Below are 13,355 nucleotides of genomic sequence, written 5' to 3'. Positions count from 1 at the left end.
CCACGATGTCTTTCTCCGTGACCCTCCAGCACCGCGTTCTCGAGCGGGCCGTCGACACCGAGGCGGCCTTCCTGCGGTTGTACGGCGCCTCGCCCGCCGCCTTCTGGCTCGACAGCGAGCACGTGGAACCGGGGATGGACCGCTTCTCGTTCCTCGGCGACGCCTCCGGCCCGCTGGCCGAGGTGATCGGCTACCGGGTCGGCAGCGATACGGTCACCGTCCGAACCGCCGACGGCGTCCGCGAGTTCCGGGGCACCATCCTGGATCATCTGGCCGAAGCGCTGCGGACCCGGCCGGTCCCACTGCCGGAAGACTTCCCGTTCGATTTCGCGGGGGGCTACGTGGGGTACCTGGGTTACGAGGTCAAGGCCGATTGCGGCGGGTCCGCGGCATACCGCGCCCCGGCGCCCGACGCCCAATGGATCTTCGCCGACCGGGTGGTGGTCGTCGACCATCTCGCCGGCCGCACATATCTGCTCGCACTGGCCGACGATTCCGGCCGCGCCGCGGCCCGGACCTGGCTGCGCACCACCGCGGCGACCCTGGAGACACTGCCGACCTGGTCGAACCCGCCCCCGATCACCACGGCGGGCGATACCGCCGGTCTGGAGGAACACCTGGTCCGCGGCCGGGCGCGCTACCTGCGCGATATCGCCGACTGCCGGGCCGCGCTGCGGGCCGGTGAATCGTACGAGATCACGCTGACCGACCAGCTCGTCTTTCCCGCCACGTCCGGCGGACTCGACGTCTACCGCACGCTGCGCCGGGCCAATCCCGCGCCCTACTCGGCCTACCTGCGGTTCGGCGATCTGGAGATCGCCTGCTCCTCCCCCGAACGTTTCCTGAAGATCGCCCGCGACCGGACGGTCGAGACGAAACCGATCAAGGGCACCGCCCGCCGCGATCCCGACCCGGTCGTGGACGAACAACTGCGCCGCGCGCTGACCGAGGACCCGAAGACCCGGGCCGAGAACGTGATGATCGTGGACCTGCTGCGCAACGATCTGGGGCGGGTCTGCGAGATCGGCAGCGTGCGGGTGCGCGAACTGCTGGCCACCGAGACCTATTCGACCCTGCACCAGCTGGTTTCGACCGTGCGCGGCACCCTGCGCGCCGATACCGGGGTCGTCGACTGCCTGCGCGCCTGCTTCCCCGGGGGGTCCATGACGGGGGCGCCCAAGATCCGCACCATGCAGATCGTCGACACCCTCGAAACCCGGGCGCGCGGGGTCTATTCGGGGACGATCGGGTTCCTGGGGCTGGGTGGCACGGCCGACCTCAATATCGTTATCCGCACCGCGGTGCGCTACGCCGGGAACTGGCAGATCGGTGCCGGCGGAGCCATCGTGCTGGACTCGGTGGCCGAAGCGGAATACGACGAGATGCTACTCAAGGCCGCGGCGGTGTACCGGGCCCTGGCCAGCGGGCCGGGCGGCGCCGCCGCGCCGGCCACCGAGGTCACCGCGGCCGGATGAACGCCGCGGGCGGCCGAGAAGTATTGCGGGCCATCGGAAACGAGCGGCCCGATCCGGCGAACAGCGCGACAATGGAGCGATGGCACAGCTCTGGGTGAGAACACATGGTGGGGACTGGCTTCGGGCCGACCAGATCATCGAGATCGGCACGGAATCGGTGCGTGAACGCGGCCCCCACGACGGTCCGGGCGGCGTCGACGTCGTGGCCCGGTTGGCGGTGGCGACCGGCAACGGGCAATGGGACTACGACCGGGGCAGCGGCACCGTCGGACCGAGTGTCCGGGTCCTGGGACGGTACCCCGGCGCGGAGGCCGCCGAACGGATCGCCGACCAACTGGTACTGATCCTGCTCAGTGCGAACAAGAACGCGCAGATCACCTTCGACGACGCCGAGGTGCAGGTACGGCCCGTCCACGATCGCACCGCCCACGACACCCCCTACAACGGCCGGGCGTTCGACTCGCCCTGAGCGCTCAGGGCCGGCGGCGGGACCTTTTCTTCGATTCGGGTTCCGGTTCCGGAGATTCGGCCGCGGTGATTCCGGCCATCCGGCCGAGCCGGCCGACACCGGGCAACCGGGCCAGCGCGCCGAACAGATCCTCCCCCAGTGCGATCATCGCCTCCAGCCGCGGCAGCAGCCGGTCGTAGGCGGCGAACGCGGGGTCGGCGAGGGCGAGGGTGCGGTCGAGCCGGTCGATCGTGGCATTGAGCCGGTCGATGGCACTGGACAGGTTCTCCAGCACATCGGGCAGTTGCGCGGCGAGCTGCGCCGACGCCGGGGGCAGCCGTACCGCGGCGTCGAAGGCCTGGCCGGCGGTCAGCTGGGCGGCCTCCAGAGCCTGGCCGGCCGCGGACTGCGCGGCGTCCACCGCGGTCTGCGCGGCGGCGAGCACATCGGCGGGTGTGGGAACCCGCCGGGCGCCCGGCTTCTTGTCCCCCGGCTGCCCCGGTTCGGTCATGCGACAACTCTGCCGCATCGACCACGAAAACCGCTGCGACCTGCACACCTGTGGGCGTGTCGGCGGCACATGGCATAGTTCGACGACGATGGAACTGAGCAAGGGCGCCAATACGCCGATACCGACATCGCTTCTGGCCGTGGTGATTTCCTGGCGGTCGGACCATACGGTGGACGCGCACGCCCTGCTGCTGGGCAGCGACGGGTCGGTACGCGGCGACCGGGATCTGGTCTTCTACAACGCGCCCCGCCATATCTCCCAGGCCGTCACCCTCGACCAGGACCCCGATCCGGGTACTGCGCGGTTGAGCGTTTCGCTGCCGCGCACGGAGTCCGAGGTGGACCGCATCGTGGTGTCGGGCTCGCTCGAGGAGGCGACCTTCACCGATCTCGGCGAGGTCACGCTCACGGTCTTCGCGGTCGACGGCCCGGTCGCGGTGTTCACCGTCGACGCTTCGGAATCGGTCTCGGCCATGATGTTCGGCGAGTTCTATCGCCGGGACGGCGGCTGGCGGTTCCGGGCCGTCGGACAGGGCTGGGCCGCCGGGATGGCGGGCCTGATCACCGAGTTCGGCATCCAGGTCGACGAAGGTCCCGCGGCACGGCAGGCCACCCCGCCGGCGCGCCGCGACGAGAGCCCGGTCCGCCCGGCGGCCGAGGACGCCACGGAGCTAATACGACCGGCCGCGTCTCCGGCCGGGGACCGGAGTACCGCGGTCCTCGACCGCCCCGCCGATCCCGGGCATCACCGCGCCGGTGGCGCGGCCGACGACCCGGCCGGTGACCGGGTGGCCTCCCACCGTGACCCGGGCCGGGCCATCGCCGCCGCGAACGGCGCCCGCACCGCATCCCCCGGAACGCATCCGGGCAACGCCCACTATCGCCTCGACGAGAACCCGCCCGCCGCGGCTCCCGCCGCGCCCTGGGACCGTTTCGCAGAGCCGCAGCCCACCCGGCAGCTCCCCGGCACGGTCACCCTGCGCCGGCTCGCCACCACCGAGCCGGTACGCCTGGCCCCGCCTCCCGACCCCGACGGTGCCGACTGGTACCGCGACCCCGAGGATCCGGCGCGCCTGCGCTGGTGGGACGGGGAACGCTGGACCGCCGACCGGCGTCCGGCCGTACGACCGCACGCCCACGACTGCGACCGCTGCGGCGCGCGCCTGCGGCGCCGCGTCTTCGGCGGTCATCACCCGTGCTCGTCCTGCGCGGCGGAGACCGAGGAATTCCTCATCCACTGGCACACCCGGGCGGCCCGGTTGCTCACCGCGTCCGGGCCGCGCGGCCCGGACTGGGAGGCACTGTGGGCTTCCCTGCGCTACCAGCGCATCGACGCGGCCGCGGCCCGCGCCGCGCTGCAGCCCGCGGCGCTGCAGTATGTGGAGCGCCGGGTCGCCTTCGCCTTCGCCGACGGGCAGATCACCGCCGCGGAGTACGACGAGGTCGAATCCGCCGTCACCGAGCTCGGCCTGAGCGGTCCCCTGATCGATGAGCTGCGGTCGCGAATGGCACGCGGACGCGCGCTGTCGCGGTTGCGGGAAGGCGACCTGCCCGCGATCGCCAGCCCCGGCCTGCACCTGGACGCCGAGGAACTGGTCTATCTCGATATCGATGCGACCCATATCCGGGAGCTGGCCCGCGGACCCAAGCACACCGACGGCCGGCTGATCGTGAGCACCAAGAAGCTGCGTTTCGTGGGCGCGGGGGCGGGCGTCGAGCTGCCGTGGTCGCGGATCGTCTCGGTCGCCGCCGAATACGACGCCGTGGTGGTCGCGGCGACGTCGGCACGCGGTGGTGCCACCTTCGCCGTTACCGACCCGGAATACCTCGCGGCCGCACTGGAGGGCGCGTTGCGCATTGCGAAACGACTGGTCCTGGCACCGGGCCAACGGGATTCACGCAGTATCCCGCAGGAGGTGAAAGCGGAGGTGTGGCAGCGCGACGGCGGCCGCTGCGTGGAATGCGGAGACAGCCACTATCTGGAATTCGATCACGTGATCCCGCTCAGCCGCGGCGGCGCCACCAGCGCGGCCAACCTGCAGATCCTGTGCCGCGGCTGTAATCGCACCAAAGGGGCCAATATCTGATCGTATGGCGGCCGGAAGACTAGGACACCAGCGGCGGCGGCGACCAGTTGCCGTCCAGCACCCGGGATTCCGGCTCGTACAACCGCATGATCAAGGAGAACTGGCCGTGTTCGGGAATCGGCAGCCAGTTGGACCGCGGAAACCCGGCGCCGGGATCGGCAGCCTGCACCGCGAACTCCAGCGCACCGTCGGGCGCGAACCGCGGTGCCACCGGATGCCCGATGGTGTGCAGGTCCGCCGGGTTCGGTACCAGGTAGGCGTCGGCCCCGTAGGCGGTGATCGACCAGAACGCTTTCACCGGGGGCGCCTGGCCGGGTTCGAACCGCAGGGTGAACTCCCGCGGGTCACCGTTCTCGTCGGCCTCGTCGAACAGTGCGGGATAGAGCATGGCCTCGGCGATATTCGCGCCGACACCCCTTCTGGCGGTCGTGGCGCGCAGCAGATAGTTGGTGCCGTACCGGCCGACGTTCAGGGCCACCAGCCACCCGTCGCGCATCCGGGAGGCCGGATCGACGTAGGCGGCTATCTTCTTCTTCGCCGCGTCGGCGCCCGCGTCGAGTTCGCCGGTGCTCACACCCTCCGGGGACCCGCCCGGGCGGATGCCGATGGTGGCGAACCGCCGCATCGCCGGTTCGTCCTCCGGTGCCGGCGGATTGTCCTCCATCAGCTCGCACAAGCGGTCGAAGTAATCGCGCGACGACATCGCGGCGACCGAATCGCGGCCTGCTGGTTCCGACCAGTCCTGGTTACCCGGTATCGACTCGGATTCCGTGGCCGCCCGCGTATTCCACGCGCTGAGCGGCGCCAGCCGGAGCTGGGCCTGAAGAGCGCGAACGGCGGGAACGTCCGCGCTACCGCGCACCTCGATCCGCCCGTAGAGCCAGGCATCGGCGGTCGGCACCGAGAGTTGCACGACACCGGCCGGGAGTTTCCCGGCCCAGCCCGGTCCCGTCACCGCGTAGGTATAGGGCGGCACCGCGCCGGGCTCGGCCTCCGGTCGCACACTGCTCGGCGTGGACACCGTATTGGACCAGGCGTCGAGGACCTGCATCACCCAGTACCGATCCCGGATCTCCGGTACCTCGAACAGCACCGGTTCCTTGCGCAGATCCAGCCAGGCCACCGAATACATGTTGTCCAGGTCGATCCGGACCACCGTGCGCTGGCTCGCGGGCGGCAGGTCGGAGGTGTGCTGGAACCGATTCGTCGATACGTAGTCCAGTGCCCGCCGGCGGACCGAATCGATCAGGATCATCGAGTAACCGAAGATATAGGCGTCGGCCGCCACCTCCCGCCGGGCGGCCGGGGTGCCCGACGGCGGAATCTCGGTACCGGAGTCCTCACCCCCGCAGGCTGCCAGACCGGTGACGGCGACGAGACCCAGCATCGACCGCCGGGTCATGCGGAACCGGTCTGCCACCGGCTGCGTCATGTCTCCGGCTGCCGCGGCGGGCACTTCGCGCATTCGCACTCTCCCTGCTCATCGCTGTCGACGGACTGCGAGCAGGATACGCGGAGATAGCTGGAACATAGCGGATGCGGTCGGCGCGGCCGCTCTCAGATGGCGAGAACCGTGTTCATGATGGTGCCCGCACTGGTGGCGACGACGCCGCCGATCATGGCTCCGGCCACCATCTTCGGCGACTCCATACCGCTACCCGACCACTTCTCCCAGGCGAATTTGGCACCCGCGAAGATGATGCTGACCGTGCCCGACAGAATGGCCAGCCAGGTGCCGTACCGAACGAACTGGTCGATCTTGTCCGCCAGCGGCGGCGGCTCCGGGGTAGGGTCGCTGACCTGTGCGTATACCGATACTGCGTCCACAACCGACGCCGCGATGCTGCTCACCGTCTGCTCCCTCGCCGATACCGTCCGGGGCACACGGCCCCTCCTCCATCATCCAGACCGATACCGGTGCGGCGCAAGTTCTTGCCGCGCAGCGGCTTTCACGCTATAACCGCTGGTGACCCGAACACCTGCCCGGACCTGGGATTACTGCATACCACCCGGCGAGCGGTTACGATGCGTTAGCGTTCCCGCCCACCCCGAAACCAGAGTGAGCTGCGAGATGATACTGGCCGCCGTGACCGATACGCTGGCGCAAATCGGTAACCCCACACCCGAAGCACCCCCCATCTCGGATAAGTTCCTGCAACTGGTCAGGTATCTCACCTGGTTCGTGCTGCTCGCCGGGATCTGCGCGATCATCTACGCCGGCGGCAAGTTCGCCTGGGAGAAATGGTCCGGCGGCGGTCTGGAGTCCCCGAAGATGGTGGCCGGAGCCATGATCGGCGGCGTCATCGCGACCAGCGCGGGCACGATCATGAACGCCGTGATCGGCTGACGCGCCGCATTCCGCTCGGCCCCGGGTCGTCTCGTCCGGGTCGACACCCGGCGCACGCGGGTTCGCCTCGATGACCGCGCCCCGCCACGCGGCCGGACCGCGCTCGATTCCGTCGTAGTAGGAGCGCATCCGCGCGTCCTCGACATATCCACGCCCGAGGCGGACCCGGATAGCAAGTCCCCGGACCGCGTGAGGGTCGACCCGGGACGCAACTCGGCGCGGACGGCCGGGCCGAGGTCAGCCCAGCAGGTCCTCGATCAGGTCGGCGGCCCGCATCGTGCCACCTTCGTTTCGCGCCTCGGCACGCAGTCGCGCCGACCGGTCGGCCACCCCGGCGTCCCCGACGAGGTCGAACAACGCCGCGCGCAGATTCTGGGGAGTGGCGTCGTCGGTGTCGATACGGCGGGCCACACCCAGTTCCACCAGGCGGTCGGCATTGAGGAACTGTTCGGCGGCCTGCGGTACGGCAATCATCGGGACACCGGCCAGCAGCCCTTCGCCGCAACCGCCCATACCGGCATGGGTGAGGAACGCGTCCGCCCGGTCCAGGATGGCCCGCTGCGGGACCCAGGAGTGCACTTCGACATCGGCCGGAATATCACCGAGTTCACCCGGGTCGGTGTGCTTTCCGATCTGCAGCACGATATGCCAGCCGGGCAGGTCGCCGAAGGCACGCAGACAGCGGCGGTAGAACTCGGGCCGGTGGGTGTAGGCCGAACCCAGCGAGATCAGCAGGACCTTGTCCGCCGCGGCCGGGCGCACCCAGCCGCCGTCGGACCCGTCCGGGTCGAAACAGGGACCGACGAAGGTCACCTTTTCGGCATCCACCCGGTCGGCATGCGGTTGCATCGCCCGGGGTATCAGGGCCAGGGCCCGATCGGGCAGACCCGAGAAGGCGTCCACATCGGTGGTCACCGCACCGCGCTCGGCGAGCCACCGCGCGAATCGCGTCCGGTGGGCGTCGGCACCCGGCAGTTGCCGCAGGTGTGCCGCGACGTCCTGCTCGTACCCGTCCCAGCCCACGAATGTCGGAGACAACTGCAGGACGGGACGGCCCTGCGTTTCGGCGAGCGCGCGTGCGGCGTACGCGCCGATGTCGTACATGTACAGGTCGGCCGGATCGTCCCCGTAGGCCGCGGACAACTGCGGAAGGGCCGCGACGGCATCGTCGAGGAAAAGGTCCATCGCGGCGATCGGATCGTCGGGCCAGTTGTCGTCGGCGACCGGCAGCCCGGATGTGCACGGGACGAATTCGGCGCCGGTGGCGGTAATCGGATCGGCCACCACCGGGTCGTTGGCGTAGGTGACGCGATGGCCCCGGGCCACCAGTTCACCGATGATCGCGAGGCTCGGCAGCACATGACTGACGATCGGGATACCGACCATCGCGATATGGGCGTGGCGAGAAGGCACAGTGGTTCCACTCATTTCAGTTCGGCGGCGGCGGCTTCGAGATCGGCGATACTGCCCGCCATGATCGCCCGCACATGCCGGGTGATGTGTTCGACGGGCCAGTCCCACCAGGCCACCGCCAGCAGCCGGGCGATATCGGGCTCCGCGTAGCGGGTGCGGATGAGGCGGGCCGGATTCCCGCCGGCGATGCCGTAGTCGGGAACATCGCCGGTGACCACCGCGCCGGTGCCGATGATCGCGCCGTGGCCGATCCGGACACCGGGCAGGACCGTCACGCCGTTACCGATCCAGACGTCGTTGCCGACGACGGTATCGCCCCGGTTCGGCAGATCGCTCAGCAGATCGATGTGGTGCGCCCATTCACCGCCCATGGTCGGAAACGGGAAGGTCGACGGACCGTCCATGCGATGGTTGGCGCTGTTCATGATGAACCGCACGCCGGTGGCCAGCGCGCAGAACTTTCCGATGATCAGCTTCTCCGGCCCGTAGTGGTAGAGCACATTACGGGTTTCGAACACGGTCGGGTCGTCGGGGTCGTCGTAGTAGGAGAACTCCCCGGCCTCGATCAGCGGTGAGCTGATCAGCGGTTTCAGCAGGACCACACGCGGCTGCCCGGGCATGGGGTGCAGCACGGTGGGGTCGGCGGGAAGCGTGACGGGGTCGGCGGGCACAGCGGAACTCCTTCGATACGTGGGTGTGCCGGTTTCGGCGAGGGTCAGACGGATACCGTCGCCCGCAACGCGAGCCGGTCACCGTGCCAGCGCGCGCGCAGCCGGCGGTCGTGGCTGACGATCACCAGCGCGCCCCGGTAATCGGCCAGCGCGGTTTCCATTTCCTCCACCAGCCCGGGGGACAGGTGATTGGTGGGCTCGTCGAGCAGCAGCACGTCGAACGGTTGCACGACCAGCCGCGCCAGGGCCAGCCGCTGCCGCTGCCCGGTGGACAGCTCCGCGACACGGGTCGTCAGCTGTGCGCGACCGAACAGGCCCAGGGCCATGAGGCGTTCGGCGTGCCCGTCGAGGTCACCGGCGCGGCCACGGGCGAAGGCGGCCAGTAGTGTCTCCCCCGGCTCGGCGGGCGGCGGTTCCTGCGCGAGATAGCCGACCCGGCCGCGGCGGACGACAGTGCCGCCGTCCGGGGCGAGGACCCCGGCCAGCACCCGCAACAGCGTGGACTTGCCCGCGCCGTTCGGGCCGGTGATGAGCAGGCGGTCCCCGGTGGCGAGGGTGAGGCTCGTCGGGTCCAGCCGGTCGGCGACCGTGATTCCGGTGGCGTCGAGCACGGTGCCGCGCGTGCCGCCGGATTGCAGCGCGGGGGTGAAGCGCAACGGCGGCGGGGGCGGCGGCACCGGGTCGGCCAGCAGGCGGCGCAATCGTTCCTCGGCATTACGGACCCGCCCGGCCAGCGACTGTTGTACCCGGCCGCCCGCCCGGTCGTAGGCCATCTTGTTGTTGTCCTTCATCGCCCGGCCCGGGGCGACCCGGCGGGCCGTGGTGGCGGCGGTTTCCCGCAGCCGCTCGATATCGGTCTGCCATTGTTCGTGGGCCTGGACCCACCGCTGCCGCGCCGCGGCCTTCTCGGCGCGGAAGCCCGCGTAGCCGTTGCCGTATCGGACCACGCGCCGCCGGTCCGCGTCGACCTCCAGCAGGGAGGTCGCGACCCGTTCGAGGAAGACCCGGTCGTGGGAGACCGTCACCGTGGTGCCGCGACGGGTACGCAGATGGTCCTCCAACCAGGTCAGAGCGTCGTCGTCGAGGTGATTGGTGGGCTCGTCGAGCAGCAGTACCTCCGACCCGGCCGCCAGTACCGCCGCCAGCCGCAGCCGGACCTGTTCGCCGCCGGATAGCCCGCCGACTGCACGGTCGCGGGCGACCAGACCCAGGCCGAGACCGTGCAGGGCACGCTCCACCCGGGCATCGGCGTCGTACCCGCCGCGCAGTTCGAATACGGTCGTCAGTTCGCCGTATTCGGCGAATCCGGACTCGTCCCCGGCCGCCATGGCGGCCTCCAGGGCACGCATCCGGCCCTCGATCGCGCGCAGCTCGCTCAGGGCCCGGTCGATGACCTGCTGGACGGTCGTCTCCGGCGGTAGCTGCTCGTCCTGGGCGAGATAACCGATACCGCCGTCGGCCTGGACGACGATCTCGCCGGCGTCGGGCCGCTCCCGGCCGGCGAGCAGGCGCAGCAGGGTGGACTTACCGGATCCGTTCTCGCCGATGATGCCGGTGCGCTCGCCCGCGGCGAGCGCACACGTCACCTCATCGAGAACGCGCCGGCCGTGGAAGGACTTGGTGACCGCGAGCGCGGTGATCTGCGTGGGCATGGACACTCTCCGAAGCATTCGAGTACGACGCGGCCCCACGGGACCGCAGGACGGGGTGAACGCTTCGAATGAGCATCGACGACCTCACTATTGCGACGACTGTTGCATTAGCATGGTGCCACAACCCGCACCTCAGAGCAACCGGATGATCGAGATGACTTCTCCACCCCGCGCGGGCAAAGCTCCGCGCCCGGCGCCGCGACCGGGCGGCCGCACCGCGCGTATCCGCGCTCAGGTCCTGGAAGCCGTGCACGCGGAACTGACCGAGCACGGCTACGACGCACTCACCGTGGACACCGTCGCCGCCCGCGCGGGCGTCCACCGCACCACCGTCTACCGCCGCTGGCGCGACGTCGGCGGCCTGATCACCGACGTCTTCGCCGCGGCCGCCGATATCGATTGGCACCCCCGCGACACCGGCTCCCTCCAGGGGGACCTGGCCGCGCTCAACCAGGAGGTCCAGGACTCGCTCACCGAGGAACCGTCGATCGCGGCCGCCCTGATCGCGGTCTCGTTCCGTTCCGAGGAAGCCGCCCGCGCTCTGCGGCAGTTGTGGGAGAACCGATACGCCCAGTCCGAGATCGTCGTCGAACGCGCCGTGCGCCGCGGCGAACTGGCTCCCGGTGTCGACGCCCGCGCCGTACTGATCGCGGCCACCGCGCCGGTCTACCACCAGCTGACGCTGCTACGCACCCCACCCGACCCGCAACTCCCCGACCGTGCGGCGACAGCCGCGGCACTGGCCGCGCGCGGCGGCGCGTTCACCGGGCCGGGGCCTGCGAGCCGCGACTGAGGCGCTCATGCCGATGACAGTGCGTTCACTTCCGGCACCGGCCGCGGTGAGACCTGCCGGTGGACGATCGGACCAACGCTACGGGCGGGGTGTCATCGCAGGGCTACCACGACCGAGGCGAACATGGTGGTTTTGATGGCCCGGACCGTGTCGGGGTTCTTGCCGAGCAGACCGCTCAGGCGTTCGACGGCGCTGTCGAGTACCCGGCCCTCGGCGGCGATGCCGTCGACGAGTCCGGCGACCAGTGCCTGCGGGCCGCCGAAGCGGTGGCCGGTGGTCATTGCGGTGATCGCCGCCTGCGGGCCGAGTTTCGCCTGGATCAGCGCGGCCATCCCGGGCGTGAACGGGGTGTTGATGTCGACCTCGGGAAAACAGTAGTAGCCACGGTCTTCGCGCATGACGCGGTAGTCGTGCGCGATGGCCAGCATCGCCCCGGCACCGAAGCTGTGACCGTTTACCGCGGCCACGGTCGGCATCGGGAAGGTCAGGATGCGGGCGAACAGGTCCTGCACCCGATTCACGTACCACTCCACCCGGTCACCGTTGGCCAGCAGGAAATCCAGGTCCAGGCCGTTGGAGTAGAACTTGCCGGCCCCGATGGTCACCAGCCCCTGCGCGTGGGCCTCGACCTCGTCGAGGTGAGCCTCGAGGCCGTCGAGCCAGGCGGGTGAGAACCGATTCTCGCCGTCGCCGAGGTCGAGCACGGCGATTTTGTCCCGGTAGGACAATCGTGTGGTCATCGTGATGCCTTTCATTTCGCTCAGGCGATCGGATCGCCGGGTTGCGCCGGCTCCGGCGGAGTGAGGGTCAATACCGCCCGCACCGCCGCGGCGAGGCGTTCGCGCACGGCCGGCTCGGGCGCGCGCCGACCGCGCAGCAGTAGCGCGGTGGGTAGTTCCACCACGCAGTCACGGATGACGGCGACCGACTCGTGGTCGGCGCGATTCCACACACTGCGGGAGAGCCGGATGAACAGTGTGGTGAGGGCCTTGTCGAGGGCGTCCGACTGAATGGCCGCCTCGACCGGAATTTCTCCCCGGTCGAGGATTTCCGCGCGATTCACGGTCAGCAGGAACCGTCCGGAGATGGGGTGCCGGATCAGATATTCCGCGGGAGCGTCGGCCGCGGCCACGACGGCTTCGATGGCATTCCGCGGTGCCGGGCTCGCTGCCAGGGCGTTGTCGACGGCGTCGCGCTGCAGCGCCAGGAAGCACCGCGCGGCGCGCAGCCAGACCTGGGTCATCAGTCCCGCTCGTGATCCGAACGCGTGATAGATCGCTCCATTGGACACCGAAGTGGCCTGCGAGAGCGCGCGAACGGTGACCGCGTCGGAGCCGGATTCCGCGGCGATCCGCTCGGCGGCATCCATCAGCCGATCCAGGTCATGTGTGCGGTGCCGGGCCATGAACGAACAATAGCAGAGCAACTGCTCTAAATTCCAAGGGCATGAGCGGAAGTATAGGTACAGTTCATAAGGGGTGATCAGAGCATCACCCGAACAGCAGCCGCGCCGAATTCTCGAATTTCAGATCTATCGCTCTGAAATCAGGCGAGGGACTGACCCATGCACCCCTGTCGTACACCTCGGGGTGAACATCCACCACCGCCGCTCCACGACCGCTTCTCCGCCGAGCGCAACCCGCCGTGGACCAGGTGCGAGGCACGACGATTCGCACCTATCGAAAATATGTTCGAACTCCGGTACGGTTACCCGCATGCCCGAACTCGCCCCCATCCCGTTCGCCCGGCTCAACCTCGAACAGGTACGGGAACGACTTCTCGCCGCGGCGGCTTTCGGCGAGTCCCTCTCCCCCGATCAGCTCGAGGCCCTGGCCGGCAAGCTCAACACCGGCCTGAGCATCTACATCGAGGCGACCCAGAACAGCGCACCCCGCGCCCACCGCCCGGCGGTGCCCGGCCGGGCCTGCCTGGACTTCCGCGGGCACCTGCGCTGAACCC

The 13,355-nt window shown here is 69.7% G+C and carries 14 protein-coding genes; 6 read left to right on the top strand and 8 right to left on the bottom strand.

Annotated features, from left to right (window positions below):
• Positions 1–5 precede the first annotated feature (5 nt).
• Both pabB and AB0H42_RS24135 read left to right on the top strand, forming a co-directional pair.
• Positions 6–1,475 (top strand): aminodeoxychorismate synthase component I, encoded by a 1,470-nt coding sequence (gene pabB, locus AB0H42_RS24140; protein WP_357059477.1) that lies wholly within the window; start codon positions 6–8, stop codon positions 1,473–1,475.
• Positions 1,476–1,554: 79 nt separating this feature from the next.
• A complete protein-coding gene (locus AB0H42_RS24135) occupies positions 1,555–1,944 on the top strand; it encodes a hypothetical protein (protein WP_357059474.1) in 390 nt (129 codons plus the stop codon).
• A gap of 4 nt (positions 1,945–1,948) precedes the next feature.
• Here AB0H42_RS24135 and AB0H42_RS24130 read toward each other — a convergent pair whose 3' ends face one another.
• Positions 1,949–2,434, bottom strand: coding sequence for a hypothetical protein (locus AB0H42_RS24130; protein WP_357059471.1), 486 nt, complete (start codon positions 2,432–2,434; stop codon positions 1,949–1,951).
• A gap of 88 nt (positions 2,435–2,522) precedes the next feature.
• On the opposite strand from AB0H42_RS24130, the gene AB0H42_RS24125 reads away from it, so the two are divergent.
• The gene (locus AB0H42_RS24125; RefSeq protein ID WP_357059468.1) at positions 2,523–4,520 is read left to right on the top strand and encodes a TerD family protein; all 1,998 of its coding nucleotides are present in this window, start codon (positions 2,523–2,525) and stop codon (positions 4,518–4,520) included.
• A gap of 19 nt (positions 4,521–4,539) precedes the next feature.
• Here AB0H42_RS24125 and AB0H42_RS24120 read toward each other — a convergent pair whose 3' ends face one another.
• Complete coding sequence (locus tag AB0H42_RS24120; RefSeq protein ID WP_357059465.1) at positions 4,540–5,985, bottom strand: DUF1254 domain-containing protein; 1,446 nt, start codon at positions 5,983–5,985, stop codon at positions 4,540–4,542.
• 92 nt (positions 5,986–6,077) lie between these two features.
• A complete protein-coding gene (locus tag AB0H42_RS24115) occupies positions 6,078–6,371 on the bottom strand; it encodes a hypothetical protein (RefSeq protein WP_039823503.1) in 294 nt (97 codons plus the stop codon).
• A 220-nt stretch (positions 6,372–6,591) separates the two neighbouring features.
• Here AB0H42_RS24115 and AB0H42_RS24110 point away from each other — a divergent pair, with 220 nt between their 5' ends.
• On the top strand, positions 6,592–6,867 hold the full coding sequence (locus tag AB0H42_RS24110; RefSeq protein ID WP_030524066.1) for a hypothetical protein: 276 nt from the start codon (positions 6,592–6,594) through the stop codon (positions 6,865–6,867).
• Between the two features lie 237 nt (positions 6,868–7,104).
• On the opposite strand, the gene AB0H42_RS24105 is transcribed toward AB0H42_RS24110, so the two are convergent.
• The 3 genes from AB0H42_RS24105 to abc-f form a co-directional block, all read right to left on the bottom strand.
• Positions 7,105–8,280, bottom strand: coding sequence for a macrolide family glycosyltransferase (locus AB0H42_RS24105; protein ID WP_357059463.1), 1,176 nt, complete (start codon positions 8,278–8,280; stop codon positions 7,105–7,107).
• A gap of 11 nt (positions 8,281–8,291) precedes the next feature.
• A complete protein-coding gene (locus AB0H42_RS24100; RefSeq protein ID WP_357059556.1) occupies positions 8,292–8,900 on the bottom strand; it encodes a CatB-related O-acetyltransferase in 609 nt (202 codons plus the stop codon).
• Between the two features lie 95 nt (positions 8,901–8,995).
• Positions 8,996–10,603 carry a ribosomal protection-like ABC-F family protein gene (abc-f, locus tag AB0H42_RS24095; RefSeq protein WP_357059460.1) on the bottom strand — a complete coding sequence of 536 codons (1,608 nt, stop codon included), beginning with the start codon at positions 10,601–10,603 and terminating at the stop codon, positions 8,996–8,998.
• 154 nt (positions 10,604–10,757) lie between these two features.
• On the opposite strand from abc-f, the gene AB0H42_RS24090 reads away from it, so the two are divergent.
• The gene (locus AB0H42_RS24090) at positions 10,758–11,396 is read left to right on the top strand and encodes a TetR/AcrR family transcriptional regulator (protein ID WP_357059458.1); all 639 of its coding nucleotides are present in this window, start codon (positions 10,758–10,760) and stop codon (positions 11,394–11,396) included.
• 92 nt (positions 11,397–11,488) lie between these two features.
• Here the strand turns inward: AB0H42_RS24090 and AB0H42_RS24085 are convergent, their stop codons facing one another.
• Positions 11,489–12,136: an enoyl-CoA hydratase/isomerase family protein gene (locus tag AB0H42_RS24085; RefSeq protein ID WP_357059455.1), complete on the bottom strand. Its 648-nt coding sequence runs from the start codon at positions 12,134–12,136 to the stop codon at positions 11,489–11,491.
• Positions 12,137–12,156: 20 nt separating this feature from the next.
• A complete protein-coding gene (locus tag AB0H42_RS24080) occupies positions 12,157–12,801 on the bottom strand; it encodes a helix-turn-helix domain-containing protein (protein ID WP_357059452.1) in 645 nt (214 codons plus the stop codon).
• A 310-nt stretch (positions 12,802–13,111) separates the two neighbouring features.
• On the opposite strand from AB0H42_RS24080, the gene AB0H42_RS24075 reads away from it, so the two are divergent.
• Positions 13,112–13,351 carry a DUF6374 family protein gene (locus AB0H42_RS24075; protein ID WP_357059449.1) on the top strand — a complete coding sequence of 80 codons (240 nt, stop codon included), beginning with the start codon at positions 13,112–13,114 and terminating at the stop codon, positions 13,349–13,351.
• Positions 13,352–13,355 lie beyond the last annotated feature (4 nt).

Origin of the sequence: Nocardia sp. NPDC050799, assembly GCF_040654015.1 — a bacterium.
Lineage (GTDB): Bacteria > Actinomycetota > Actinomycetes > Mycobacteriales > Mycobacteriaceae > Nocardia.
Note: the sequence above shows the minus strand (reverse complement) of the source record. Positions and strands in the feature narration are given on the sequence as shown.